The 26,992-nt window shown below is 59.5% G+C and carries 16 protein-coding genes and 2 pseudogenes; 6 read left to right on the forward strand and 12 right to left on the reverse strand.

The window, feature by feature from the left end:
• Positions 1-62: 62 nt before the first annotated feature.
• Positions 63-539 (forward strand): annotated as a pseudogene (locus tag FX984_RS33035) (methyl-accepting chemotaxis protein); the annotation flags it as partial.
• 52 nt (positions 540-591) lie between these two features.
• Here the strand turns inward: FX984_RS33035 and FX984_RS01745 are convergent.
• The 3 genes from FX984_RS01745 to FX984_RS01760 form a co-directional block, all read right to left on the reverse strand.
• Entirely contained in the window at positions 592-1,914 is a 1,323-nt protein-coding gene (locus FX984_RS01745; RefSeq protein WP_027605822.1) for an OprD family porin, read from the reverse strand.
• Positions 1,915-2,289: 375 nt separating this feature from the next.
• Entirely contained in the window at positions 2,290-3,159 is an 870-nt protein-coding gene (locus FX984_RS01750; RefSeq protein ID WP_027605823.1) for an isocitrate lyase/PEP mutase family protein, read from the reverse strand.
• A 463-nt stretch (positions 3,160-3,622) separates the two neighbouring features.
• Entirely contained in the window at positions 3,623-4,252 is a 630-nt protein-coding gene (locus tag FX984_RS01760; protein WP_146476396.1) for a TetR/AcrR family transcriptional regulator, read from the reverse strand.
• A gap of 98 nt (positions 4,253-4,350) precedes the next feature.
• Here FX984_RS01760 and FX984_RS01765 point away from each other — a divergent pair, with 98 nt between their 5' ends.
• From FX984_RS01765 to FX984_RS01780, 4 genes are all read left to right on the forward strand, one after another.
• Positions 4,351-5,079, forward strand: a complete 729-nt coding sequence (locus FX984_RS01765; RefSeq protein ID WP_027605825.1) for a nitroreductase family protein — start codon at positions 4,351-4,353, stop codon at positions 5,077-5,079.
• A gap of 189 nt (positions 5,080-5,268) precedes the next feature.
• A complete protein-coding gene (locus FX984_RS01770) occupies positions 5,269-6,780 on the forward strand; it encodes an efflux transporter outer membrane subunit (protein WP_223841582.1) in 1,512 nt (503 codons plus the stop codon).
• On the forward strand, positions 6,773-7,867 hold the full coding sequence (locus tag FX984_RS01775; protein ID WP_027605827.1) for an efflux RND transporter periplasmic adaptor subunit: 1,095 nt from the start codon (positions 6,773-6,775) through the stop codon (positions 7,865-7,867). The genes FX984_RS01770 and FX984_RS01775 overlap by 8 nt, the downstream gene beginning before the upstream one ends.
• A gap of 3 nt (positions 7,868-7,870) precedes the next feature.
• A complete protein-coding gene (locus tag FX984_RS01780; protein ID WP_146476395.1) occupies positions 7,871-10,951 on the forward strand; it encodes an efflux RND transporter permease subunit in 3,081 nt (1,026 codons plus the stop codon).
• Positions 10,952-11,107: 156 nt separating this feature from the next.
• On the opposite strand, the gene FX984_RS01785 is transcribed toward FX984_RS01780, so the two are convergent.
• The 8 genes and pseudogenes from FX984_RS01785 to FX984_RS01815 form a co-directional block, all read right to left on the reverse strand.
• Positions 11,108-16,570, reverse strand: coding sequence for a WGR domain-containing protein (locus tag FX984_RS01785; protein WP_146476394.1), 5,463 nt, complete (start codon positions 16,568-16,570; stop codon positions 11,108-11,110).
• Positions 16,558-17,760 (reverse strand): M48 family metalloprotease, encoded by a 1,203-nt coding sequence (locus tag FX984_RS01790; RefSeq protein WP_092358039.1) that lies wholly within the window; start codon positions 17,758-17,760, stop codon positions 16,558-16,560. Before FX984_RS01790 ends, FX984_RS01785 begins: the two co-directional genes overlap by 13 nt.
• Positions 17,761-18,017: 257 nt before the next feature.
• Positions 18,018-18,839 (reverse strand): methyl-accepting chemotaxis protein, encoded by an 822-nt coding sequence (locus FX984_RS33040; RefSeq protein WP_430713926.1) that lies wholly within the window; start codon positions 18,837-18,839, stop codon positions 18,018-18,020.
• 36 nt (positions 18,840-18,875) lie between these two features.
• A pseudogene (locus FX984_RS33045) lies at positions 18,876-19,688 on the reverse strand (cache domain-containing protein); the annotation flags it as partial.
• Between the two features lie 59 nt (positions 19,689-19,747).
• Positions 19,748-20,992, reverse strand: a complete 1,245-nt coding sequence (locus tag FX984_RS01800) for an OprD family porin (protein WP_371263378.1) — start codon at positions 20,990-20,992, stop codon at positions 19,748-19,750.
• Between the two features lie 100 nt (positions 20,993-21,092).
• Positions 21,093-22,397: a CitMHS family transporter gene (locus FX984_RS01805; protein WP_027605832.1), complete on the reverse strand. Its 1,305-nt coding sequence runs from the start codon at positions 22,395-22,397 to the stop codon at positions 21,093-21,095.
• A gap of 134 nt (positions 22,398-22,531) precedes the next feature.
• The gene (locus FX984_RS01810) at positions 22,532-23,845 is read right to left on the reverse strand and encodes a dicarboxylate/amino acid:cation symporter (protein WP_146476392.1); all 1,314 of its coding nucleotides are present in this window, start codon (positions 23,843-23,845) and stop codon (positions 22,532-22,534) included.
• A gap of 44 nt (positions 23,846-23,889) precedes the next feature.
• On the reverse strand, positions 23,890-24,972 hold the full coding sequence (locus FX984_RS01815; protein WP_027605834.1) for a 4-oxalomesaconate tautomerase: 1,083 nt from the start codon (positions 24,970-24,972) through the stop codon (positions 23,890-23,892).
• 165 nt (positions 24,973-25,137) lie between these two features.
• Between FX984_RS01815 and FX984_RS01820 the strand changes: the two genes are divergently transcribed.
• Positions 25,138-26,028: a LysR family transcriptional regulator gene (locus FX984_RS01820; protein WP_027605835.1), complete on the forward strand. Its 891-nt coding sequence runs from the start codon at positions 25,138-25,140 to the stop codon at positions 26,026-26,028.
• A gap of 21 nt (positions 26,029-26,049) precedes the next feature.
• Here the strand turns inward: FX984_RS01820 and FX984_RS01825 are convergent, their stop codons facing one another.
• A complete protein-coding gene (locus FX984_RS01825) occupies positions 26,050-26,955 on the reverse strand; it encodes a LysR family transcriptional regulator (RefSeq protein ID WP_092484232.1) in 906 nt (301 codons plus the stop codon).
• Positions 26,956-26,992 lie beyond the last annotated feature (37 nt).

The raw sequence follows: 26,992 nt of genomic DNA on the forward strand, positions 1-26,992 counted from the left end.
ATATTTCCTCCGAGACCGAGCGGTTTGCCGAACATGGCACCCAGGTAATCCATGAAACCGCCGCTGAAATGCGCCGGATCGCGGAGAACATCGGCGCGTCGGCGCGTCTGGTCGGGCAATTGGGCGAGCGCTCCGAGCAAATTACCGCCATCGTCAATACCATTCGAGGCATCGCCGACCAAACCAACCTGTTGGCCCTCAACGCGGCCATCGAGGCTGCCCGTGCGGGCGACCAAGGGCGTGGTTTTGCCGTGGTGGCCGATGAGGTCAGGCAGTTGGCGGGGCGTACCAGCCGCTCGACTGCGGAAATCGCCGAAATGATCGGCATGATCCTGTCGGAAACCCGCGACGCGGTGGCCAGCATGAGCTCCACCCAAGAGGGCGCGCAACGCGGCGTGAACCTGGCCGACCAGGCGGGTTCGGTGATTTTGCAGATCCGCACCAGCACCAGTGATGCGGTGCAGGCCGTGAGTATGTTTGCGTCGAAACTGGATGAGTCGGAAGTGATTCCAAAAACTGCCGTCGGCTGGGTAGGCTGATCGCGTCTTAGGCGTGGAGAGGGAGCCATTCCCTCTCCTGACAAGGCTCCCTTTACAGCAAGGTGAACGGGTAGTCGACGATCACCCGTAGCTCATTCAAGTCGCCATCGCGCTGGTCGGCGTTGGACGCCACGATGGCATCACGCACGCGCAACGACAGGTTTTTCGCCGGACCACTCTGGATCACGTATTTGGCCTCCACGTCCGTCTCGTGATGGGCGCCGTCGGCACCGTAATCGCCGGCATAGGCGCTGTTGACCGGGGTGTGGGTGCCGTTGATGTCCGAACCGTTGATATAGCGGCTCATGAAACTCAACCCCGGCACGCCATAACTGGCCATGTTCAAGTCATAACGAATCCCCCACGATTGCTCGCCTGGCCCGTTGAAGTCGCCCCACTGCACCGAGTTGGCCAGGAACACCGAGTCGCCGCCTTCACCTGCGCCGTTGTTGCCGGTGCCGATGTAGTCAAAGGGCGTGTCGCCGTGCACCTTCTGGAACGACAGCGTCAGCGTATGCGCCTGCAGGAACGAATAGGCCGCCGCCACCGAGTAGGTGGTGTTGTTGATCGCGCCGGCCTTGGCGGCGCCGGTGTCGAGGGTGCGGTACAGGTTGCCGTCCAGGGCCAGGGATTGGTCATGGGGCAGGGCGATGACGTAGTTGAGGTTGGTGTAGTACTGGCGCCAGATGTCTTCCAGTTCGCCGGCATACAGTGTCGCGCTCAGTGACGGGGTGAAGGTGTATTTGCCGCCGACAAAGCTCGCGCTGTTGGCCGCCACGTTGGCGTAGGTGGCGTAGATATCGTGGTCATGGTTGCTGGTCATGCCGCTGTTGGTGCTGGTGAAGTGCCCGGCTTCCAGGTCCAGTCCGCTGATTTCGCTGCTGGTGAGATCAAAGCCGGTGGCGGTCTGCGGCAGCAGGCGGGTGCCGCCGGTGGCGAAGACCGGCGCGGTGGGCTGCATGTCACCGAACTTCAACTGGGTCTTGGAAATTTTGAGTTTCACCGCAGCACCGACGGAACCGTAGGCATTCTCGGGATCGCCGTGCCGATCGGTCGGCAGGTCGCCGGTGCCGGCGTCCGCGTGGGTAGCGTCGAGTTTCAGCGCGCCGTAGGCGTAGGCATCCACGCCAAAGCCGAGGGTGCCCTGAGTGAAGCCCGAGGCGTAGTTGAGCATGGCGCCCTGGGCCCAGTCGCGGTTGTCGGCCTTGCCGCTCGCACGGTCGCGGTCGAAGTAATAGTTGCGCAACAAGCCGGTGACGCTGCTGCCGTCGATAAAACCCTTGGAGTCGGCCTGGTCCGTGACGGACTCGGCAAACGCCACGGGGCTGATACTGGCGCACACCGCCAGCGCCAACAGGCTCCACTGTTTAATCATGTTATTAACTTCCCCGGAATAATGAACGCGCACAGAAACGCCGCACTGTCTGGCAGGCGTACACGCTTGTATGGGCAGAGTTTTAAAGTGAGGCGTTACGGTTTCTTATTGTCTTCGACGGGTTTGCCGAAGCTGACTCCAGGCAGATTTTGCGCGGCCTGCAGGTGTGCCGGGGATGAAACTCGATTAATTAAACTTCACTATTTTTAATCGGCGGGAGGTGTAGCGTGGGCACTGTCTTAGCCGCTCTGCTTCGACAATACCCTTTGGTTGCCGCCGTAGTTGCTACGGCGGATTTTTTCCATGGGGAGTTTTTAAGTTGAACTAACAAGGGCGAGGGCGCTGGAGTAATTGGCCCCTTATTCCACGCAGTTATTACTCTTCCACGTCCATGAACTCCTTGGCCCACGCCACGTAACTTTCAGGCAGCGTGTAGGTATGGGTCAGCTCCGTCGCACTGAGGTTCGAGGTGCTGTGGGTCAGCTGGCGCTGGGCGCGGAGGCTGTCGTAAGTAGCCTTGATCGCCGCAAAGTACGCGCCATGGCCGGCAACCACCACGCGCACGCCCAAATCCGCCAAACGCTGGGCGTCGTTGAGCTTGGGGTTGCCGTAGGTCACCAGCATCAGCGGCACGGTGAGGTTTTCCGCGATCTTCTCCAGGTGCTCGAAGTCGCTGACACCCACCATGCAGATGCCGTCGGCACCGGCTTTCTGATAAGCCCGGGTGCGTTCGATCACCGCTTCGGTGGACAACACGCCGGCGTTGGTCCGGGCGATGATCGACAGTTCAGGATCGACACGGGCTTCCAGGGCGGCGCGGACCTTGCCGATGCCTTCCTGGATGGAAATCAGGTCGGTGGATTTGCGCCCGAATTGTGCAGGCAGCAGCGTGTCTTCAATCGTCAATGCCGCGACGCCGGCGCGCTCAAGCTCTTCGACGGTGCGCATCACGTTGAGTGCATTGCCGTAACCGTGGTCGGCATCGGCAATAAAAGGCAACTGGGCGACGCGGCCGATACGGGTAGCCTGCTCGACGAACTCACTCAGCGTGATCAAGGCAAAGTCGGGTGCTGCCAGTACCTGCAACGAGGCCACGGAGCCACCCAGGATACCGACCTCGAAGCCCAGGTCGGCGGCGATACGTGCCGACATAGGGTCGAACACGGACGCGGTTTCAACGCAGGTTGGCGTTGCAAACAGCTCACGAAAATTGCGGCGAAGCGCTGAGTGGGACTTTTTTGGCATGATCTTTCCTGGTTGGGGCCATTGTCGACTGACGATCAATGCCTATTCATAGTCGCAGCAGATTAACACGCCGCAAAAAATAGGATTATGACGTTTGAGCATGAGGTATGCGTGTAACACATACCCCCAGGCCATGGTGCAAGGCTCGGGTGGGCTGTTGACGAAAATCAGCTTTTTGCTGGCTCAGCTGATAAAGATCAACTAACCGCCGCTGTGCACGGCTCACTGGAGGCCAATTCACAGATTGAGATGGCCACGTGCCGAGGTGCCCTATATTGCAGAATCCGCGTTTACTATTGATTGCCCCTCCCACCATGAACTGGCCTAATGATTTTGGACACTTCAATCTGGCTCTATGAGGCGCTGAACGAAGCGCAGCATGAGGCATTCGCCGGTTTGGCGGAGCGCCAGGGGATTGCCGTCGAACAACGGTATTTTATCGAAGGGGGGCCACTGAGGAATATCAGGTCCTGTCCCCATTTTGCCTATAGAGATAGTTTTCAAGCAGGGTGACAACCTCAGTAATAAAGCGCTGATCCCCCAACAATTGTGGCCGATCAGCCGTCACGGTATGGATGATCGCATGCGCAGCGATGCCCATCAGATAGATCGAAAGATCCGGATCGGGAACATTCTTCATGAAAGGTCTCAGGACGTCTGAAAACTGTCGCTGCATATGATCTTTTTCATGCTCTTCCTGGCGAACGGTGCGGGGCAGCTCTTCATGAATCGCCTTATGAAGCGCAGGCGCGATGCGATGCTCCGCGACGATCATTTCCACGATCATTGTGAGCGCCTCTCGAAGAGACGGTTGTCCTGGCAAAACTTCCAACGCGTTAAGCAAATCGGTTCGCGTTGCAGCGGCATGACGTCGCTGTAACTCTGCGATAACCGCCTCTTTGTTCGGAAAAAACTGATAGAGCGAACCAATATTGACGCCCGCGCGCTCTGCAATTGCATTGGTCGTCAGGCCTTCCCAGCCGACCTTGGTCAAAATGTAAGTCGCCGCTTGGATAATCGCTTCGACAGTTGCGCGGGAGCGTGCCTGGGCCGGGATTTTACGGGGGGTTACGGTCGTTCGGCTTTTGTTCATGGGACGCTCCAGAACGCGAGTTTTTAAAATATAAGCTTTAACTTACGATTTGAGTTGAGGAAACACAACGTTCTTAACCAACCGAGAGCAACTCAATCATGAATACACATCACCCGGTACTTCCTTGGGACGGCTTTCAAGCAGCGAACCGTTTCCGCAGGGCCATTCGTAAATTCAACTCGACGACGATTCCCGAAGGTGACGTGTATGCATTGCTTGCTGAAGCTGCTTTTGCACCTTCCAGCGGGAACATGCAGCCGTACGAGCTGCATTGGATTCGAGAGCCGGCCTTGAAAGCTAAAGTCGCTGCGGCCTGCAATGGGCAGAAAGCGGCGGCGACAGCGGCAGACTTTGTTGTCGTAGTGGCCAGCCCCGCGATGGGCCTGCGAACCGCCAGAGCGCAACTCGCTCATGTAGAAAGCTCGACGACACTGGGCCCTGACTCGAAGGCTTACTATCGCAAGCAAGTAGGCATGTTCCAGAAAATCCTGGGCATTGGATCTTCGGCATTCTGGTCACCGCTGGTGTCTCTTGCCGCACTTATCCGTCCCACCTTATCGCTGATCCCTATTGGGCACACCGGCGGTCGTCAATGGGCAGCACGCAATGCGATCTTCGCTGCTCAAACAATCATGCTTGGCGCAGCAGCCAAAGGCATCGACTCCTGCCCGATGGAAGGGTTTTCCGCGTCGCAGGTCGCCAAACTTCTCGATCTCCCACGGGGTGCGGTGATTCCTCTTGTGATTGCCCTTGGGTATCGCGCGGATGATGCACGGATCGAAGAGAGGTGGCGCTACCCGATCTCCGACATTGTGGTTTCGCACTAGGGCTTATTGAGAGGCTGGCGAAGCTTTTCACTGTCGCCGTGAGTCAGCCCAAAAAACGCCGGGGTTGCTTTGACGGTAAAGAATAAGTTGCTGCCGCCCACGATGATCCGACTTGACTCTCGACGCGCCAGCTTAAGGCTTTGCGTCTGCCGTTAAGGTCTTAACGTGCTTTATTTTCGGTTATCTGAGATGACTTCAAAAATCAAACGTGACGCCAGTCGTGCCAAGCGTAACGGGCACGCGTGGGTGCGCTGCAGGCGGCTGGCGATGTATGCATTCGCTGCATCGCTGTTGGCATCTGGTGGTTGTTCGTTGCAGCCGGCCTATACCAAGCCGACCCTGGCCACGCCCTCCGGTTGGTCTGGGGCGTCGGCGCCCGAGGACAATCAGCCTTCACTGGCGGCAAAGCCCTGGTGGCGGAAGCTCGGTGATGATGCTGTCGACGAGTTGATCGATAAGGCGCTTGCTGATAACCCAACGTTGCTTCAAGCGCTTATGCGTATCGACGAAGCCCGTGGGACGCTGGGAGTGACTACCGCAGATACGCTGCCCACCATCGGTGCGAGTGCGAGCTTGACGCGGGAGCAAAGCCAGAACACGTCTCCTTTTTCTTCCAGCACCACTGTGCTTGGCACCTCGGCTTCGGTTGGGCCGAGCTTCAGCTGGGAGATTGATCTTTTCGGACGGGTTCGGGAGTCGGTTGAAGCTTCTCAGAACCGCCTTGATGCTCGCACGGCTGATGCCGCATCAACGCGACTGACCCTGGTAGCCGATATCGCGAACGATGTGCTGACTCTGCGTGCCTGCGAAAACAGTCGGCGTGTGCTGGTTGATGACATCGCTTCCCGGGAAAGAACCCTCGCCCTGACTCGACGACGTCTGCAAAGCGGCTTTGCCGCTGCGGTTGACGAAGCTCGCATACTCACGGGCCTTGCGACGTCCCGTACCAATCTGGCGACTCAGCAAGAACAGTGCGCTCGCCAGGTGAACGCTTTGGTGGCCCTCAGCGGCCAGAGTTCTAGCAGGGTTAAGACATTGGTAGGTGTTGCTCCGTCAACGCCTGATGCGGCGCCCGTGTTCATGCCACGAGCGCCGGCGGCGGTACCTGCAATGCCTGCAACGGTGTTGGTGCAACACCCGGATGTTATCTCGGCTGAGCGTGAAGTCGCCGCTGCCTGGGCAGATATCGCTGTTGCTCGCGCAAACCGCCTGCCGCGTATTGATCTGACGGCAGCATTGACCGGTCAATGGATCCGCGCCGCAGGCTCCAGTCTTGATTTCAACACGTGGTCCATTGGCCCCAGCCTGAGCGGCACGCTGTTCGATGGCGGTACAGGCGCTGCGAATGTGAAAGTCGCTGACGCTCGCTACAGGCGCGCAGTAACCAGTCTGCAAGGCACGTTGCGCACTACCGTTCAGGACGTGGAAAACGCTATTGCTGCTCAGGCATCGGCCGAATTACGGGGTGCATCGACCCGAGAAGGTGTGATCGCTGCTTGCACCACACTGCTGGCTTCCGATGCTCAGTGGAAGGTTGGCGCTGTCAGCCTGTTCGAACTCGAAGACAGTCGCCGCCAGTTCGCCTCGGCACAGGACGCGCAGATTTCTGCGCGTCGCGACCAGGCTCAGGCCTGGATATCCCTAGTCAAAGCCACCGGCGGAGCAATCGCCCTAATTCCGGACAACACAGCCCATGAATAACTTGTTTTTTTCTTCGGGCCGTCTCGGCCGCAGGTCAGTCAGTGTCGTTGCCCTATGCATTGGGGCGATGGTCGGCGGTGTCCTGTTCTTCACCGCTCACTCCAACGCCACGCTGGCACCCATGCAGCCTGCCGTCGCGATGGCTGTGACTACCACCACAGCAACGCTGGTGCAGTGGCCTGCAACGCTTGAGGCCAGCGGGGTTATTGCCCCATGGGAGGAGGCAATCATCGGTTCCCAGGTATCGGGCTTGAGATTGGCTGAAATGCTCGTGAACGTGGGGGACCGCGTTAAGCGCGGGCAATTGCTGGCGACTTTCGATGCCGACCTGTTGGGTGCCGACGAGTCACGGCTAAGGGCGTCCTGGCAACAGGCCGAAGCCAATAGCCAGCGCGCTTTGCAGCTCAAGGGTACTGGCGGCATGAGTGAGCAGGACGTTCTCCAGTATGTGACCCAGGCCGGTGTTGCGAAGGCATTGCTGCGAGGAACGCTTTTGCAAATACGGTACGCCAAAGTGATCGCCCCGGATGATGGCGTTATCAGCGCCCGTAGTGCAACGGTGGGTGCGGTGTATGGGACGGGACAAGAGCTATTTCGAATGATTCGCCAAAGTCGCCTGGAATGGCGTGGTGAACTGACAGCTGTGCAGCTATCCCAAGTCAAACCCGGCCAGCGTATCAGCCTGGTATTGCCTGACGGTACCTCAGCCGTAGCGGTAGCGCGCGAGCTGGCGCCCAGCCTGGATAGCCAGACCAGGCTCGGTATTGTCTATGCGGATATTGAACCCGGCAGCCTGGCAAGAGCTGGCATGTATCCAAGAGGGAGGGTCGTCGTCGCTGAAAGCTCCGCTCTGGTGGTACCGGCTGCAAGCGTAGTGATCCGCGATGGTCGCAGCTATGTGCCCAAACTGCTCGAGGGTGACCGCATCGGTATGCAGCCAGTGATCGTGGGGCGTCGACAAAACGCCGAGGTGGAAATCCTTTTAGGGCTTGGTGTTACAGACAAAGTCGTCGTGCAAGGCGCCGGCTTCTTGAACGACGGCGATCGGGTCCACGTTACCGCAGCGCCGGTTGCGGCCCAGGAGTGAATGATGAACTTTGCCACGTGGTCTATCCGTAATCCCATTCCGTCCATCCTGCTTTTTATCCTGCTTTCCTTGGCCGGGATCCTTGGCTTTCGTGCCTTGCCAATTGCCAACATGCCGGACATTGATCTCCCAACGGTCGTTATCGCTTTGACGCAACCTGGCGCTGCGCCAGCTCAAATGGAAACCGAGGTTGCACGTAAGGTCGAGAATTCCCTGGCGACGTTGTCAGGTATCAAACACATCAGCACCTCCATCGTCGACGGGCTGGTCACGATTAACGTTGAGTTCATCCTGGAAAAGAAACTCTCCGATGCCCTGATTGAAACCAAAGACGCAGTGGATAAAGTGCGTTCCGATCTGCCTGGCGACTTGGAGCAGCCCTCTATAAGTGCGGTGCGGGTGGGTGGTGATGAGGCGACCTTGCTCTACGCCGTGGCGTCTTCGCGAATGGACGAAGAGGCCCTGTCCTGGTTTGTGGATGACACCATTAACAAGACTATCCTGGGCGTGCCCGGTATCGGCAAGTTCGAGCGGGTCGGCGGTGTCCAGCGTCAAGTATTGGTAGAGGTGGATCCGGCAAGCTTGGCTGCCATGGGGGCAACAGCTGCGGATGTATCACGGGCGTTGAAAACGGTTGAGCAAGAGTCGTCTGGCGGAAGAGGGCAGGTGGGGGGCACTGAACAGGCGGTGCGCACCATTGCGACTGTGCGTACAGCTGCCGAACTGAACAGCCTGCCGGTGGTGCTGGAGAGTGGGCGACGCGTCAACCTGGACCAGGTCGCGGTGGTTAAGGATGGCTACGCGGACCGGACTCAGATCGCCACCCTGGACGGCAAACCCGTGGTCGGATTCAGGATATTCCGTGCCAAGGATTTCGATGAGACGCGAGTGGCGGCCGGTGTGGCCGACGCACTCAACAAGCTTCACGGCACCGATCCAAGCCTGAGTTTTACCAAGGTCTGCGGAACCGTCGACTATACGCGTGAGCAGTACGAAGGATCGATGCACATGCTCTACGAGGGCGCGCTACTGGCCGTGCTGGTGGTGTGGTGGTTCCTGCGCGACTGGCGTGCAACCTTGATTTCGGCTTCAGCCTTGCCCTTGTCTATCCTGCCAACGTTCCTGGTCATGAGCTGGCTTGGCTACTCGCTCAATACCCTGACCCTGCTCGCATTGGCAGTAATCGTGGGTATTTTGGTGGACGACGCTATTGTCGAGATTGAGAATATCGAGCGTCACAGTCGTATGGGCAAACCGATCAAACAGGCCGCCGGTGATGCTGTAACCGAAATTGCCTTGGCGGTTATGGCGACCACCATGACCCTTGTCGTGGTGTTTTTACCCACCGCCATGATGAGTGGCATACCGGGACTATTTTTCAAGCAGTTCGGCTGGACCGCGGTGGTGGCGGTCCTCTCCTCATTGCTGGTTGCCAGGGTGCTGACCCCAATGATGGCAGCCTATCTGCTCAAGACCCATAGCGGTCATGTTGAGGCCAAGGACGGCGTGCTGATGACACGCTACCTCAGCGCAGTGAAATGGTGTCTTACCCATAGGCGCCTCACGCTGTTGGGTACGGTCCTTATATTCGCTGCTTCGATCGCGGTTGTGCCACTGCTTGAGACAGGTCTGATGCCGGCCTCCGACAAGGGCTATAGCAATATCAATATTGAGTTGCCCCCTGGCAGCAGCTTGGAGGCGACCCGAGCGACGACGGGAGCGGTGAGTCGTGCAATCCAGCATATTCCCGGCATCGAGCATGTAATGACCAGCGTGGGGGTCGCCCAACCTGCCGGACGCGGGCAGACACAGGCGGCAGAATTACGCAGGGCGACCATGACGATGGTACTTTCTCCTCGCGGCACGCGCCCAGCCCAGGTTGAGATCGAAACTCAGGTACGCGTCGCGCTGCGCGATGTACCCGGAGCCCGCTTTTCAATCGGCTCGGGGGGGCTGGGGGAGAAACTCTCGCTGATTCTCTCCAGTGACGATAAAGCAGCGCTGAAAACTACAGCGCAGGCGCTGGAGCGGCAACTTCGCGATGTCCCGGGTCTTGCCAACATCACCTCCACGGCAAGCCTGGAGCGCCCCGAGATCATCGTACGCCCCGACGCTCAGCAGGCAGCGGAACGTGGTGTTACTACATCAACCATTGGTGAGACGGTTCGCATTGCAACCAATGGGGACTTTGACGCAAAAATGGCCAAGCTAAACCTGGACAATCGTCAGGTAGCGATTCAGGTGCGAATTCCAGATACCTCAAGACAGGACCTTGAAACGATAGCTAATCTTCGGGTTCGTGGTCGCGATGGCTTGATCCCCTTATCCAGTGTTGCCAGCCTGACGGTAGAGAGTGGCCCTACGCAGATTGACCGTTATGACCGCCGCAGGTACGCCACCGTCAGTGCAGACCTGGGGGGCATGCCGTTAGGGCAGGCGCTGACCCTGGCTAAAGCTTTACCCGAGATCCAGGCTATGCCCACCAGCGTCAAGCTGATCGAAACCGGCGATGCGGAAATCATGGCTGAGCTGATGGGTGGGTTCGGCATGGCCATTGTCATCGGGGTGTTCTGCGTGTACTGCGTGCTGGTGCTTCTTTTCCGTGACTTCTTTCAACCACTGACCATTCTCTTCGCCATCCCGCTTTCAGTGGGTGGGGCCTTTGTCGCACTGCTCGTGACCCGAGGCATGCTAAGCCTGCCGTCCATGATAGGTCTTGTGATGTTGATGGGCATTGTGACCAAAAACTCTATCCTCCTAGTAGAGTACGCCGTGATGGGCATTCACCAGCAACGCCTGTCCGTTTTCGATGCCTTGGTTAATGCATGTCACAAACGTGTCCGGCCCATTGTTATGACGACCTTGGCAATGATCGCGGGCATGCTGCCCATTGCACTGGGGCTGGGAGCGGATGCCAGCTTCCGTCAGCCTATGGCCATCGCGGTGATTGGTGGATTGGTAACGTCAACCGCTTTAAGTCTGCTGGTCGTGCCGGTCGCGTTCACGTATGTGGATGATCTGGAGCGCTTGTTACAGCGATGGTTTCTTCCTTGGTCCGATAGCGCCCAGGCCGTGGAGCGCTAAATACTGGTGACGAAGTCGGCGGTCATTCGTAGCCCCGGAGGGGGCTTCGGATGACGTCTGCTTAGCTTTCAACGTCAGGGCACGCCCGATCAAAAAATGCGGGGAAAGCGCACGTTGATGGTATTGGAGCAGGAGGGCGCACAATGCCGGATCGACTCAGCGCGGCTCGGTGTGATCGAGCCCCGCCTGCTCCTGATACCCTTTGCGCAGTTTCTCCGCGATCAGCTTTTGCGCTTCGCGCTCTGCCCGTTCGGGGCTGTCGAGGGACTTGATCAGGGTCTGGCCCTTGGTGCCGATACGGCCAAAGCTCACCACGACCTCTGCGTCTGTGACGCCGATACGCCAGAACTTGTTGGAGTTACCTTCCCCAAAGGTGAACTCGCGCATCGGAATCGCTGCTTCAGTGGCTGGCGGCGGCTCGACTTCAACCGCTGCAGGTTCCACTTCCGGTTCAGGCTCTGGCAGCGCGGGCACCTCATCATTCCTTAACAGCGCTTCAATACGATTCAGCACGTCCATTGGGTCCCGCAGCCAGTCATGACTGAGCACGTCGATGATCTTCCAGCCGAAACTGCGCAGCACGGTCGGGCGGAAGATATAACGCTCTCTCACGTCAGTCGCGTGCGTCGTATCGCCGTCCAGCAGCACGCCAAGGCTGAAGTGCTCACCGCTGGCGTCGCTGATCGCCAGGTCGCAGCGGAACTGCGAACGCCCGACATACTCCTGCACCGTATGCCCGCGTTTGCGCAACGCGACGGCGATGGCTCCGCGCAGGCTGTCCTTGGGCAGGCTGACGGCAAAGGATTGCTTGGCGCCTGGGTTGAGGTTGGCGAGGATACCCTGGGAGCGCAGCGCATCCCCACTGGCGCTGGCCTGGGCGAACTGCAGGAAAGCGCGCAGTGCCGCAGCACCGTCGTTGTGGGTGTTGGTGATGGCCTCTGCCTCAATGCTGGAAACGATCGCCATGCGCTTGCGCGCACGGCTGAAGATCACATTGAGGCGTTTTTCCCCTCCGCGCTGGTTGATCGGGCCAAAGTTCATCAGCATCTTGCCGTTCGGTCCGGGCGCGTAGCAGATACTCAGGATGATCACGTCGCGTTCATCACCCTGAACGTTCTCGAGGTTCTTGACGAACAGGCCATTGAACTGCCCGGCATCTTCACGCACATACTCGCGCTCAAGGCGAGTGGCAAAGGCCGAGTCACTGGCGGCCAAGTCCTCCAGGGCCTGCTCGATGGCGCCCTGTTGGGCTTCCGAAAAAGCCACGATCCCCAGGCTAAGGCCGGTCTCACGTTGCAGCAGCTCACGCACCAGGTTGGCGATATAACGCGCTTCGGCCAGGTTACTGCGGCTGAGGTAAACGCCATCGCTCATCTTCAAAAAGCTGATCGGGCTGTCGAGCAGTGTGTCGGCGCCCTGCATCACTGCCTGGGCGTCCGTGGAGTCCAGCGCCGCATGGGCAGGGGCAGGGCGTTCGATGCGACGGTCGGGGATGGTGATCAACCGCCCTTCGTAGAAGGCGGCGTTGGAGAAGCTGATCAGCGCTTCATGGCGGCTGCGGTAGTGCCAGGCAAGCAAGGTCGCCGGCAAATTACGCGCGGCCTGGCTCAGCAGGCTGTCGGCATCGAGGTTGATCGCAATCTGCTCGCCGTCTTCCATGGCAACCAGTTCGTTATCGTCCTGGTCGCCGGCGCTGGAGAAGAAGTTGGTGGGTGGCAATTGCATCTCGTCGCCCACCACGATCACCTGCTGCGCACGGCTCAAGGCCGGCACGGCTTCTTCGCTGGGGATCTGGCTGGCTTCGTCGAAAATCACCACGTCGAACAGGTCCGGCGTCAGTGGCAGCGTGTCGGACACCGACAGCGGGCTCATCAGCCAAATGGGCTTGAGGTCGTTGATCACCCGGCCACTGTCGCCACTCGCCATTTCGCGGATGGAGCGGTAACGCATGGTCTTGCCCAGCTCATGCTCCAGTTCGCGGCGGCCCTTGGCATAGGTTTTCTTGAACTCACGGGCCTGGGCATCCAGTTGGGTCACCGACATCGCCGACTGCTTCACATTTTCCAGAAAGCGCTGATGCAGCGTGGCACTGAGTACATGGGCGTTGTGCTTGAGCAGGTTGCTTTCAGCTTGGCTGACCTGACGGACTGCCAGGCTCAACGCCGGGCCGTCGAAGCGTGCCAGTTGCGGGTTGGCGCGATACAAACGGGTCAGGTTCTCCTGGGCAATCAATCCATCCAGCGCCGGTTGCGGCAGGGCGTGCTGTTGCATGGCCATCAGGCAGGCGGAATCGGCCTGGTACAGTTCATTGAGCAGAGGGAGGGTGTCGGGCAGTTCGTCGATTTCTTCACGCAGGTCGCGCAGGTATTCAGCCAGCACTCCCAAGCTTGGCGCCGGTTGGAATGCACAATGTTGCGCAACCAACTCGGCCAGGCGTGCCAATGGCTGGTGCAGGCTGGCTTCCTGACGCACGCTGGCCAAGGCGTTCGGATTTGCGCGCTGGCCTTCGACCCACTGGCGCAATAAGGGTGATGTGCTCAATTGCTGGAGCAGGGCTTGCAGGTGTTGCACGAACACATCGATATCCCGGACACCGTAGCGGCTTTGCAACCGCTGCTGCTCGGCCTGCAGCTCGGCGGTGGCGCGGTGTTCGCCGGCCAGGTTGTCGAGCACGCTGCGATAGCTTGGGCGGATCGCGTGCTGGCTGAAGTCATAGCGTCGTTGCAGTTCGCCACGTAGTCGCCACCAGGACGGTTTCAGCCAACGCAACAGCGAACCTTCCAGACGCTGCACCAGCTCCCGGGCGGCGTCAGTGTCCTGGGGGGCGAGTTTGTCGCGCCAAAAATAGTTGGCTTCACTGGCGTTGTGTTGCTGCACGGCCAGGGTCTGCAATGCCGCCTGTTCCGCATGCAGCGCCTGGGAGCCCGGTGAGCCGGGCTCCAGCAGGTCGAGGTGCGAGGCCAGATTGGCGCCGCTCAGTTGTTCGGCAGCCTGGGTCAGTACCCGCGCATCGTCCAGGCGGGTGTCATTGGAAAGCAGGCTCGACGATGCCTCCAGAAACTGCTCGACGCTGTCCATGAGCCCGCAGGCTTCATCCAGGAATGCCTTGAGTTGGCCATAGGCGTGTTCGTGGATAACCAGGCTTGCGCCGAGGCGGCTGAAGGGGTGACGCGCGAAACTGTCGAGGCCAAAGCGTTCGTTGATCGCCTGATACACGCGCCCCATCAGCTCACTATGTGCCTGCCAGTGACGCCATTCGGGCAACCGCTCCATAACTTCGGGTGGCAGTTTTGTTGCAACAGCCGGCAGGTCGATCAAATGACGCACCAACTCACGCACCGAGCAAGCCAGCGTCTCTGGAACGCCGGCCATAACCTGTTCAAAGCGCTCAATCAGGCCCAGTTGTTGGCTCAGGGTGCTCAGCGTGGCGCTGCGTCGTGCTTGGAGCTGGGGCGATTGGGCATCGCCGGCAATCCAGCGCTCATAACACTCGCGCAGGTTGCCAACGAAGGCTTTTTTGTCCGTCTGGGAATCGTGAATCAGGCAGCACAATTCGCCCAGTTCACTCTGTTGCAGACGGTGGAATACCACATCCAGTGCGGCGCGCTTTTCGCACACGAACAGGACCCGCAAGCCGCGCCCCGCATAGTCGGCGATCAAGTTGGTGATGGTCTGTGACTTACCGGTGCCGGGTGGCCCCTGAATGATGAAGTTGCGCCCGGTGCGGGCCAGTGCGACGGCAGCGTTCTGCGTAGCGTCGCCGGCCACTACGTTCCATTGTTCCGGCAGCGGGATCGGTTCCGGGGCCTGAACTTCGACCTCTCTCGGTTCGATGGAGAACATCCGGTCAAACGCTTCGTTTTGGGCCGGGTCGTCGATCAACTGCGCGTAGTCGCGTACCAGCGACATCTTGCGATAGTTGAAGTTGGCCAGTGTCACTTGGGTCAGGTCGATGTCCCATGCGTAGCGGTGCCCCTGGTTTTCGGGCATGGCGAAGGTGCTGTTTTCGGTGCTGCTGGCGACCATCTTCGGATGCTGGGTGCGCAGCGAGGGTTTGGCGCCGACCGCGAGGCGCAGCGGCAACTCGCTGGGCAGCACTTTTTGCTGGAACAGTTGCAGGCCCAGCGGGCGGTAATCTTCGCGATCGTAGCTGAAGTCCGGCTTCACCAACGGCATGGCCGAGCGCTGACGTGCGCGACGGCGCTGGAAGTGGTGCAGGTGCTGTACGGCCTTTTGGTGGATCAGTTCGATTTGCGGCTTGCTTTGCAGGCGCAGCTCAACGCCGGGCTCGGTCAGCTTGATCTGGCGCGCAATATCAGCGTGGATGTCTTCCAGAGAGGTCTTTTGCAGGTCGACGGTTTCCGGCAACTGGATATCGTAGAGCTGACGCAACTGATGGCGCAATACCGGGTTGAATTCAGCCTCGGTTTCATCGCACTGCAACATGAACTGATCGCGCACACCTTTCTTGCGGCTCAGTTCCACCGGCAGCCATAGCAGCGGGGTGACAATGCGTTCTTCCGGCGTGTCCTTGAGGTTGTGCCAGCGCATGAAGGCCACCACAAGGCGTAGGTTGCTGAAGCCGAACTCGGCGCGGTCGCGGCGGGTTTCCTGGATGATGCGTTCCAGGGACGCTTGCAGCCAGGTCTGGTCGTCAAAGCGTAGCCATTGCTGCAGGCCAACGGGCTTGCCGCTCAGTACCTGCTCGGAGAAACCGCCGAAGGTCGGCTGCCAGGTGCACAGTGCTTCGGGGCGGATGCTTTCAATACGCATCACCAGCGGTACGCTGGCGACAGTCAGGTTGACGTTGGCTTGGGTCGGCCGGAAGTACAGCAGACGATTGCGCCGCGACAGGTCGAATAGCCGGTTGCGCAGGTGTTCCAGCACGACGGTGCGCCGTGAAGCCGGCCCTTCGGCCTGGGCCAGCACACGCTCGACATCCAGGCTGGCCGGCTGCTCGCGCCAGGACTCCAGGCGCCGTACCAGCGAGCCGACATCCGTGGCACGCTCATGGCGGTTAAGCTCTGTCATCTCGACGATCAGATTGGCCAGCACCGGGTTGAGCCGGCCATTGAGCTGGAACAGGTTGCGCCGGTGCCGGGCAAACGTCTTGAGGTCGTTGATGTCGGCAAAGTCCAAGCCGCAGGCCAGGCACGCCAGCAACTGGCCGAGTTGGAAAATATCGGTGATTTCGTCGTGATGCCCGAGACGATGCTCCCAAGCGTGCAACTCTGTGAGGAACACCGGGTGGTCGATAGCCTGGTGCGGGTCTTCCTGGACTTGCAGGTCGGTAATGGCCACGCCACTTTCAGAATCCCGGACCAGGCGGACCTTGCCGACAATATTCAGCGCCGATTCCGGATTGGGCTGCACCTGCTTGATCGCGTCCAGCGCCAGGCGCGGCGTCACGCCCTCGGGGTTACGCAGTTGCAGGGAGCGCTCCGGCCCTTGTATTACATCGAGGTAACCGAGTTGGGCGACACGCCCCAGTTCATGCAGTTGCGCTACCTGGCGCAGCAGGGGCAGCGCCAGGAACAGCACATCATCGATGGGCACGGCGGCACCATCGTGGCTCTGCAGCAATTGAGTGAACGTGACGGTTGGGGTTATTGGGTCCATGTGTCGACCTCCGCTTTGAGCGCGCGAACGAGCGGGTCGAGCTCACGTTTTGGAAATTTGATATCGCGCTTGAGTACGCTGATAAAGTCGTCGGCGCTGCCGAGTTTCTTCGCGGTGCGGGCGGCATGCAGCAATGCTTCATCCCGCAGGTCGCGGTCGACCAGGCACAGGTCGAGCATGATGAAGTGCAGGTATTCGTGGATGCTCGCGTCGATACGTTCGGCGTTCAGCGTACCCAGGTCCAGGGGCACTTCATTGTCCTTCCAGTCGGGGAAGAAGCCACGCACTTGATTGAGTACAACCTCCGACTGCAACACGGCTGCGCCGATAAAGCTGGCGATAAAGCCGCGGGTGAGGGCGGTCAGCTCGACCTGGTCGGTCACATCCAGGCGATTGAGCGACAACGGCCCGCGTAGACGGCGGTGCAGCCACGCCTCTGTATCCGGGACCTGCCGCCACCAGCTGTCGACTGCTTGGGAACGTAGAAACGTCTCCGGATGCGACACGCCCTGGGACAACTGCGCATCCTTGTCATCCAGCTCGCGGGCCTGCTGCAGATAGTTGGCCGCGTCAACACTGACAAGCCCGGTGTGCACCTTGACCAGCGAGGTAATTGACGCCTCTGGCCCGCCGGCTACCAACGCAGCGCCCCGGTCGGCGTAGATTTCGGTGTGCAGGCTGTATAAGCGTGCGGTCTGCTCCAGGCTTGGCGGCGTATACGCATCGGCCATTGCGTGATTGAGAATGCGCTCGGCAGTGAGATAGTCACCGTCGTGCTCCGACCATAATCGGTAATGGGCCAGCTCGTGCCCCAGCAACGCCAGTAACTCCTGGGCATCGAGCCGCTCAAGAATCGGTCCGTAAAAAACCACATGCACTTCACCGGCCAGGTAATAAAGGCTCGCATTCATCGCGCCATCACCGGCCTGGTACAAAGTGGCGGGCGCCTGGATCTGCAACTGCTGCAAAGCCGTTTCACACGCCTGATAGGCCTGCGGGTGGGTCTCGGGGCTGAGCCGATAGGTGTCCCGCAGCAATTGCGCGCGCACATCCTGGGCGTGCTCCTGCTGGGCGCCCAGGGACGAAGCCCAACTCCACACGGCGGACTCACTGGTTTTCAGGTAATCGACCACCTGCTGGTGGTAAGGCAGTGGCGTCAGGTTGCTGATGTCCAGCGTGAGGGTACTCATCGTTCAAGCGTCCTTGAGGATACGGCTCCATAAACTGCGACTGAGCAGCAGAGACTTGGGCTGGCATCCCGGTATCAGTGATCGGCAATAAACGCGGAGCATACCTATGGGCTGGGAAAATTACTTGTGAATGTGCATACGTTAAACGCGCGATAGGGGGTTGGGCAGTTGCGATCATCTCGCTCCGCCTACCGGGCCGATTCAAGCGGCAGAAACGCCTCGGCAAAAATGACAGTCCCGGTTGAACGCCGTCCTGGTTAAATCTTGAATTGCCTCAACAGGCCTTCCAGGCGATGACCGATGGCGTACAGCTCATCGACCGTGTGTACGCCGCTTTGGGTCTGGTCTGCGACGTTTTCAATCGCGCGGGCTATCTGGTGGACGCTGCGATTGATGGCTTCGGCAACCGACGTCTGCTCTTGCGCGGCGCTGGCGATGTGCGCGTTCATGGTGTTGATGGTAACGATCAACTCGACCGCCTTGCCCAGCGATTGCCCGGCTTGTTCCGCGTGCAGGCTGGCGCCATGGCCTGCTGCACCGGAGTGGCTCATTGCAGTGACGACCTTGGTGGTGGCCTGGTCAAGGCGCTCGATCATCGCTTGAATTTCCTGGGTGCTGAGTTGCGTCCGGCTTGCCAGCGCGCGTACTTCGTCGGCAACCACGGCAAATCCACGACCTGCATCCCCGGCCCGGGCGGCTTCGATCGCGGCATTGAGTGCGAGAAGGTTGGTTTGCTCGGCGATCGAGCGGATCACATCCAGCACCGTGACAATGCCTGCTACATCGCCTTGCAGGTTTTTCAGCGAGGCGCCTCCCGCGGACAGGTCCTCGGTCAGGCTGCCCAACCGGGTGATGCTTTCATTGACGACCTGCCTGGCGTGCTGGGCCTGCACATCGGTTTCGCCTGCTGCCTCTGAAGCACTCTGGGCACTGTTGGCGACCTCTTGCGCCGCAGATGACATCTGATTGATTGCTGCAGCGACTTGATCGGTTTCCTGGCGTTGCCGTTCCATGACCTGATCGATGCATTTGCTCTGTTCGGCCACCTGGGTCACGGATATATTCAGTTCTCTGGCCATGCCGACGATCTGGCCGACCAGCCCATGAATCTTATCGGCGAAGGCATTGAACGACACGGCCACCTGGCCGAACTCGTCGCGGCTGATGGGTAAGCGCCGCGTCAGATCGCCTTCGCCCGCTGCGATTTCATCGAGGTGCTCGCGAATCCGCGACAGGGGACGCAGGCTGCTTTTAACCATTAACCCTGCGAGCACGCCGGTGATCCCGAGCGCAATCAAGGCAATGACGGTTATCCCGTAGACCAGGCTGCGCACACGCTGATGGATTTCCCCTCGTACTTGGGCAACCTGGCTTTCGATTCGGTCGAGATTGATCGCGGTGACCACGACCATGTCCCAGGCCGGCAGGTAAAAGCTGTAAGCCAGCTTGGGAACGACTTTATCCGTATTGATCAGGGCCCCCGAATAGTTGACGAAGTGGGTGTCGTTCTTCGCGGCGGCAACCATTTCCCGGTTCAGGTAAAGCCCGTTCCTGTCTTTGCGCTCACTCATGTTGGTGCCGACGCCTTCGCTGCTGTCACCACGAAACAGGCGCACGACCTGACTGTCGTAGCCGATAAAATAGCCGTCGTCCCCATACTTCATCCGGGACAGCCGCGCGATCGCCAGCGCACGCGTTGCGGTGTCCCCCGTCTCGGCCTGCGCATACAGCTCCGCTACCGAGGTTCGGGCAAGGTTGGCGTAGTCTTTCAAGCGTTCCCGGCTTTCATCCAGCAGGCGTTCCCGGGTCGCCGTGACTTCCTGCTCGGCGCTCGACAGCAAGGTGGTGCTCGTTGTCAGCGCCAGCACCGTGGACAACAGCACCACTGGGGCCAGCACCAGCATCAGTACTTTGTTTTTAAACAGCATGCGTGGGGTTCCTCACCTGAATCTGCAGGAAAGCGGCCGCAAGGGCCGCGATCGTCGACTTACCAAAGGGCGATGTCATAGGTGAGGTAGAGGCGATTGCTGTCGCGGCCGCGGGAGAACTCAGAACGGTAGACATAGTTGCGCATGCGCACGCCCAGCCCCTTGAACGTGCCGGCTTGCACAACGTAAGCCAGCTCGGTATCACGCTCCCATTCCTTGACTGTGGTGGTGGACTTGCCGTCATTGCCGCTCAGGTAGCGCGTTGAGAAGGTCAGGCCGGGCACGCCGACGGCGGCGAAGTTGTAGCCATAGTTGAGCATCCAGGTCTTCTCGTCCTCCTCAATGAATTTGCCGATGCCGGCATTACTGAACGAGTAGACGGTCGCGCCGCTGATGTAGGGTAATCCGGCATCACCGCGAAGGGCCTGGTAGCCGCCACCGAGGGTATGGCCTGCAATCACGTAGGACAACTGGCCGCTGAACATGTCATTGTCGATTTTGCCTGCATAGGCCGAGCCGCTATCAACGCTGTTGAAGTAGCGCAGGTCGCTGGTCAGCACGCCACCGGCCAGCGGCAGGTCGTGCTGGACACCGGCGAAGTTCTGTCGGTAGAAGTGCTCGAGTTCCCCGTAGAAATAACTCAAGCGCAGGTTTTTGCCCCATTTGTACTCAGCCCCGGCGTAGTTGAAATCTCCGGACTTTTCCCCGCTGTAGCCATCAGGCACGATCGGCACGCTGTTGGTGGAGTCGCGCAGTTTGAAACGGTCCAGATGCCCGCCGGTCACGGTCAGGTTCTCGATGTCGCTGCTGCTGACCTGGGTGCCCTGGTAGGTCTGGGGCAACAAGCGCGCATCGTTGTAAATCAGCACCGGCGTCTTGGGCAGCAAGGTGCCGTACTTGACCGTGGTTTTGGCGAACCTGGCTTTTGCCGTAGCGCCGGCGCTGGCAAACTCGCCGGCCGCCCGCCCGTCATCATGCACCGGCATGAGCCCGGTGCCGCTGCGCCCGCGCCCTGAATCGAGCTTTACCCCATAGAGCCCCAAGGCGTCCACGCCGAAGCCGAGGGTGCCCGCGGTAAATCCGGACTGATAGTCCAGCAGAAATCCCTGGGCCCACTCGGTGCGTTCGCTCTTTGCCGTTCTGGCGGCCCGCGCACTCAAGCCGTGCTCGTCGCGAAAGTTCTCGTTGAAATACACATTGCGCAGTTGCAGCTTGAGCTTGCTGTCATCAATAAAACCTTCGGCGTTGGCCGCTGCGACGGGTACCAGGCCTAACGCGCAAAACAAAGCTCGACGGGTATACATAGGGTTCATGGCAAATGACTCGTTGTTGTTATTTGGGGTACAGGTCGGCACGCGCCTCGTGAGTGAGGCGCGCTGGAAGGCAGCAGGGGTTATGGGTGGATCAGGTGAACAGGCTGATGGCCCCGGTCAACAAGGCCAGGGCGGTGACGACCAGGGAGGTCAGCACGGCCCATTTGACGGTGGCCTTCTGGAAGTCGCCGATATCGCGATCGACCATGCCCACCAGCAGCAGGGTCGAGGCCACCAGCGGACTCATGAGGTGAACGGGCTGGCCCAGGATCGAGGCGCGGGCGATTTCAACCGGATCGATGCCATAAGCGGCGGCGGCATTGGCCAGGATCGGCACCACGCCAAAATAGTAGGCGTCATTGGACAGTACAAAGGTCAGCGGCATGCTGGTGATCGCAACCACCAATGGAAACAGGTGGCCCCAGGATGGCGGGATCCAGTCGACAAGGGTCTGTGCCAGGGCATCCACCATCTTTGTACCGGAAAAGATCCCGGCAAAGATCCCGGCGGCAAATACCAGCAACACCACGGTCATGGCATTGCCCGAGTGCGCCAGGATGCGTTCTTTCTGAATGTCCAATTGCGGGTAGTTGATCATCAGCGCGAGCACGAAGCCGATCAGGAACAGGATCGCGGAATGCATCAGCCCCATCACCAGCGCCGCCATCACCGCGATCACCAGCACCAGATTGACATAGGCCAGCTTCGGACGTTTGTGGGGCGTGTCCTCGAGAATCGCGTCGATGTAGCAATCGCCGCCGCCGCTTTGCAGCTGCACGTTGCCGATACGCTTGCGCTCTGCGCGACCCAGTATAAAGGCCGTGAAGATCACCCACAGGGCACCGCCGATCATGGTCGGCAGCAACGGCACGAAGTACTCGCCGGCATCCAGGCCCAACGCGGCAATAGCCCGTGTCGCAGGGCCGCCCCAGGGCGTCATGCCACTCATGATGCTCAGCGACAGCATGGAGATGGTTGCCAGGATCATCGGGTTCATGCCGATGCGTTTATACAGCGGCAGCATTGCGGCGCAGGTGATCATGTAAGTCGTTGTGCCGTCGCCGTCGAGCGCTACCAGCAACGACAGCAGGGCCGTGCCTACGGCGATCTTCATCGGGTCGCCATTGACCCTCTTCAGGATTTTGCGGATCAGCGGGTCGAACAGGCCTGCGTCGATCATCAGGCCGAAGAACAGGATCGCAAACAGCAGCAACGCGGCAGACGGGGCGACCATTTTCAGGCCGTCGAGCATCATCTTGCCAGTGGTGCCGCCAAAGCCGCCGATCACCGCGAAGACGATGGGAACCACGGTGAGCGCGACGATGGGCGACAAGCGCTTCGTCATGATGAGATAGGTGAATACGACCACCATGGCCAAGCCAAGGAAAGCGAGCATAGGACGATTCTCTTGTTGTTATCGTAAAAATGGCTGACGCCGAGGCGCACGAGCCCTGACCCGCCGGGCGGCACAACGCGCCTGGCGGGGAGGGGGGGCAGTCAAGTCAGGGGGGAAGCGTTATCCGGTTGTCTCTAGACGCGTTTGGCGCCCTTCAGGTCGTCCCAGGCTTTTCCCGGTGCGGCAGAAGATTTTGCGTCGAGCATCCGGTTCAGCGTGTCGCGGTGGCAGGCATTTTCAGACATCGAAATCACCACCGTCGCTACGGCGTTACTGGCCAGGCTGGTCAGGGCGCGAGCTTCAGACATGAAGCGGTCAACGCCGATCAGCAATGCCAGGCCGGCCAATGGGATGTCGTGAATGACCGTCAGGGTCGAGGCCAGTGCCACGAACCCGCTGCCGGTAACCCCGGCGGCGCCTTTGGAGGACAGCAGCATGATCGCCAGCATGGTGATGATCTGCGTCAGGCTCAGATCAATGTTGCAGGCCTGGGCAATGAAAATCGCCGCCAACGACAGGTAGATGGCCGTGCCGTCCAGGTTGAACGAGTAGCCGGTGGGCAGCACCAGGCCGACGACGCCTTTTTTGCAACCCAGTGCCTCGAGTTTCTCCAGCATGCGCGGCATCACCGGTTCCGTGGAGGAGGTGCCGAGTACCACCAGGAACTCTTCCCGAAAGTAGCGCAGCAGCTTCCACAGGCTGAAGCCGTTGGCGCGGCAAATGCTGCCCAGTACCACGAAGACGAAAAAGCCGCAGGCGATGTACAAGGTCATGATCAACTTCGCCAGCGAACCCAGCGAGGTGATGCCGTACTGGCCGACAGTGAACGCCAAGGCCCCGAAAGCGCCGACCGGTGCAAAACGCATCAGGTAGGAAAAGATCTTGAAGACCATTTGCGAGGCGGATTCGAGCACGTCGAGTACCGGTTTGCCACGCTCGCCCAGCGACGACAAGGCAAAGCCGGACAACACCGCGATAAACAGCACCGGCAACACTTCACCTTTACTGAAGGCGCCGATAAACGTCTCGGGAATGATGTGCATGAAAAACTCCACCACCCCAAGCTTTGCGGCCGACTCCGTGTACTGGGCCAATCCTTTGGTGCTCAGCTGGCTGGGATCGATGTTCATGCCGACGCCCGGCTGGAACACGTACACCGCGACCAGGCCAATCACCAGGCTGATCACCGTGAGGACGAAGAACAACAGCATGGTTTTGCCCAGCAGGCGCCCGAGGGAGCGCTTGTCGCTCATCCCGGCGATGCCGGTGACGATGGTGCAGAACACCACGGGCGCAATCATCATCTTGATCAGTTTGATGAACGCGTCACCCAGGGGTTTGAGTGCAATGGCCTGCTGGGCCCAGAAATGCCCGACCACGATGCCGAGCGCCACGGCGCAGAGGATCTGGAAGTAGAGCGATTTAACAACTTTCATGGCATCACCCATTTTTAGAATTGTGCGGATGCAAAAATGCCAACGACTATCGGAATTTATCCGGCAAGGCGCTGCGAGTCAGTGGCGTAGACGTAGCCGGAGAAAAGCCTGCGGGCGGTGCGTACGACTGAGGCCTGAATTGTCTCACCGTTGACGCCGGTGTAGGACAATACGACATCAATTCCGCCGCTCGGGTGTTCGATCCGCACCGCTTCAAGGCGCGGCGTACTGATCCCGCCGAGCATCTGCGCAACGATGCTGCCTTCGATCACGCACGCAGTGGCCAAACCAATCGAGCCGGTAATGGCGAGCGCGCGGTGGCAGTTGTGCGGCATGAAGTAACGAACCTGGATCGTGCCCCCGGCTTTCGCGGGCGAAACCAGTACCGGCTTGGGAATCACTTTGTCGCTGACATCGCCCAGGCCCATGGCCAGGCCGGCCTGAAGCCGCAGTGTCTCGAGGCGCCGCAGGAATTCCTTATCGGCGTCCAGTTCCGCCGGGCTCTCATCGCCACGCTTGCCCAGTTGGCTGGCTTCGACAAGCACCATGGGCATCGCCATGTCGATACAGGTCACCGCAATGCCATCGATCACGTCCTGCGTGTTACCGGTGGGAAAGAGCTTGCCTGTCTTGCTGCCGGCTGCGTCGAGGAACGTCAGTTGCACCGGTGCGGCCGTACCGGGCACGCCATCAATGGCGGTATCGCCCTCGTAACTGACTTTGCCATCCGGCGTGTACACGTCGGAGTGAATAAAGGTGCCGGTGTTTAGATTGCGAATACGCACACGGGTGCGCTCCGGGGTGCCTTTGACCAGACCCTGCTCGACGGCGAACGGGCCCACCGCACACAGCATGTTGCCGCAGTTGGGGGCGCTGTCGACCCTGCGTTGTGAAACCATCACTTGAACGAACAAGTAATCAACGTCCGCATCCGGGTGCAGCGAAGGGCTGACAATCGCAACCTTGCTGGTTTGCGGGCTGCCACCGCCGATGCCGTCGATCTCCAGTTCATGACCGGAGCCCATCAGGTTAAGCAGCAGTTCGTCGCGGGCCTCAACGGCGGCGGGCAAATCCCAGTCAAGAAAAACCGGACCTTTCGAGGTGCCGCCGCGCATCAGCACACAGGGAATTCTTTGCATGATACTGACTCTTGTTGATCAATCGGTGTAATTGATGTTCTTGGAGCAAGAGTCTCAAGCTTTAAAAAATGTTTCAAATGCAAAGATTGAAGAGATTATTGCGTTTTGCGAATGATAAATTTACGCTGAGTTTCCTTTTGACGCCTTGTGCGGGTGAGATAAGACATGGAATATGAGCTGAATGACATTCGATCCTTCGTGAAAATCGCTGAACTTGGCAGTTTTCACGAAGCAGCCGATGCCTTGCACCTGTCTCAGCCGGCACTCAGTCGCCGAATTAAAAAACTGGAAGAGGGGTTGGGCACCTCGTTGCTGGATCGCACCACGCGCAAGGTCAGCCTCACGAGTGTCGGTCGTGACTTTCTTCCCAAGGCACGTCGGTTGCTGGATGACTTCGATGAGTCGATTCTCAATATCCGTGAACTGGCCGAACGCCAGATTGGCCGGGTAACCCTGGCGTGTATCCCTACTGCGGCTTTCTATTTCCTGCCGTCAGTCATTCGCCTGTATAACGAGCGCTACCCAAAAATCCGCATCCGCCTGCTGGACTTGAGTGCCAATGAGGGGCTTGAAGCGGTGCTGCGGGGAGAGGCCGACTTCGGGATCAACATGATGAGTGGGCAGCATCCGGACATTGAGTTCGTGCCCCTGGTCAGCGAGCCCTTTGTATTGGCGTGCCGGCGTGATCACGAGTTGGCTGGACGCAGTTCGGTCACCTGGTCCGAATTGAGCGATTACCGCCTGATCGGGGTAGGGCGCCTGAGCGGCAACCGCATGCTGCTCGATCACGCGTTGTCAGGCTTGAGTTGGCGGCCGCAATGGTTCTACGAGGTACAGCACCTCTCGACTTCGCTGGGCCTGGTGGAGGCCGGCCTGGGGGTTTCGGCGATGCCGAGCCTGGCCATGCCGGCTGAAGATCATCCAACCTTGGTCAGCGTCCCGTTGATCGAGCCGGTTGTGAACCGCTCCTTGGGCCTGGTCTATCGCCGGGGAGCATCGCTTTCGCCGGCGGCGGAGAAATTCGTCTCGATACTGCTTGAGCAATGGCCTCAATGAGCCATACGGCTGGTTTTTTTCTCAAACACGCCGCGGCTCGTCCTCGACAATCTTGCGCATCAGGCTCAGGTAGCGACTCGCTGCGAGCCCCAGGGGACGGTTCTTTACCCAGATGATATCGACCCATAGCCGCATCTGACTCGGCATGTTGTCAAACACCACCTCCGTCAATGCGCCCGAACTGATCAGAGGTTGTACCAACGGCTGTGGAAGATAAGCCCAGCCCAATCCTTGCTGGACCAGATCCAGCGTTGCCAGGTAATTGTCGCTGTGCCAAATCCGCCGTGACAGCACAACACGTGGATCAGAGTCTGTAGGCCCTCCAGTAGCCACGATGATCTGCCGAACGTTGACCAGTTGCTCTTCACTCAAGGGGCTTTTCTTGCCGGCGGCCGCAGGATGATCCGGAGCGGCAACGGCTACCAGCAATTGGCTCCCCGCTTCAAGAAACGTCTCCCGCTCGTCAAGCCCTGGTCGTTCAAATCCAAGGGCCAACTGCACACGCCCTTCATGGAGCATGCGCATCGCCTCCGGATGGGACGCGGAGCGAATCTCGATTTCAAGCGTGGGAAACTCCCGGGCGATAATGGACAGCGGACGATTCCATACGCCTGTCTGCAACTCCGGCGCCATCGCAAGGACCAAGCGCTCCTCCAACCCCTGATGAAGCTGGAGCGCATGGGCGTCGAGCAGGTTTAACTGGCTGGCGACCTGTCGAGCCTGGGGCTCCAGTGCTTTGGCGGCTGCCGTAGGAATGGCTTTGCGGGTTGATCGGTCAAAAAGCAATAAATCCAGTTCGGCTTCAAGCTGCGACACCGCCATGTTGATGGCCGAGGGGACCCGCCCCAATTTGCGTGCGGCGGCGGAAAAGGAGCCGCTGTCGACAACCGCAAGGAAAACTTTCAGTGACTCACTGGTGAACGCCATGGTGGTTGTCAGATTTTCTGATGATGATCGTCTTTTT

The organism is Pseudomonas marginalis (genome assembly GCF_008692035.1).
Classification (GTDB): Bacteria; Pseudomonadota; Gammaproteobacteria; order Pseudomonadales; family Pseudomonadaceae; genus Aquipseudomonas; species Aquipseudomonas marginalis.

Excerpts from the sequence above, each read along its gene's own strand:
- FX984_RS01745 (WP_027605822.1), bottom strand. The coding sequence starts at position 1,914 with ATGATTAAACAGTGGAGCCTGTTGGCGCTGGCGGTGTGCGCCAGTATC.
- FX984_RS01750 (WP_027605823.1), bottom strand. The coding sequence starts at position 3,159 with ATGCCAAAAAAGTCCCACTCAGCGCTTCGCCGCAATTTTCGTGAGCTG.
- FX984_RS01760 (WP_146476396.1), bottom strand. The coding sequence starts at position 4,252 with ATGAACAAAAGCCGAACGACCGTAACCCCCCGTAAAATCCCGGCCCAG.
- FX984_RS01765 (WP_027605825.1), top strand. The coding sequence starts at position 4,351 with ATGAATACACATCACCCGGTACTTCCTTGGGACGGCTTTCAAGCAGCG.
- FX984_RS01770 (WP_223841582.1), top strand. The coding sequence starts at position 5,269 with ATGACTTCAAAAATCAAACGTGACGCCAGTCGTGCCAAGCGTAACGGG.
- FX984_RS01775 (WP_027605827.1), top strand. The coding sequence starts at position 6,773 with ATGAATAACTTGTTTTTTTCTTCGGGCCGTCTCGGCCGCAGGTCAGTC.
- FX984_RS01780 (WP_146476395.1), top strand. The coding sequence starts at position 7,871 with ATGAACTTTGCCACGTGGTCTATCCGTAATCCCATTCCGTCCATCCTG.
- FX984_RS01785 (WP_146476394.1), bottom strand. The coding sequence starts at position 16,570 with ATGGACCCAATAACCCCAACCGTCACGTTCACTCAATTGCTGCAGAGC.
- FX984_RS01790 (WP_092358039.1), bottom strand. The coding sequence starts at position 17,760 with ATGAGTACCCTCACGCTGGACATCAGCAACCTGACGCCACTGCCTTAC.
- FX984_RS33040 (WP_430713926.1), bottom strand. The coding sequence starts at position 18,839 with ATGGCCAGAGAACTGAATATATCCGTGACCCAGGTGGCCGAACAGAGC.
- FX984_RS01800 (WP_371263378.1), bottom strand. The coding sequence starts at position 20,992 with ATGTATACCCGTCGAGCTTTGTTTTGCGCGTTAGGCCTGGTACCCGTC.
- FX984_RS01805 (WP_027605832.1), bottom strand. The coding sequence starts at position 22,397 with ATGCTCGCTTTCCTTGGCTTGGCCATGGTGGTCGTATTCACCTATCTC.
- FX984_RS01810 (WP_146476392.1), bottom strand. The coding sequence starts at position 23,845 with ATGGGTGATGCCATGAAAGTTGTTAAATCGCTCTACTTCCAGATCCTC.
- FX984_RS01815 (WP_027605834.1), bottom strand. The coding sequence starts at position 24,972 with ATGCAAAGAATTCCCTGTGTGCTGATGCGCGGCGGCACCTCGAAAGGT.
- FX984_RS01820 (WP_027605835.1), top strand. The coding sequence starts at position 25,138 with ATGGAATATGAGCTGAATGACATTCGATCCTTCGTGAAAATCGCTGAA.
- FX984_RS01825 (WP_092484232.1), bottom strand. The coding sequence starts at position 26,955 with ATGGCGTTCACCAGTGAGTCACTGAAAGTTTTCCTTGCGGTTGTCGAC.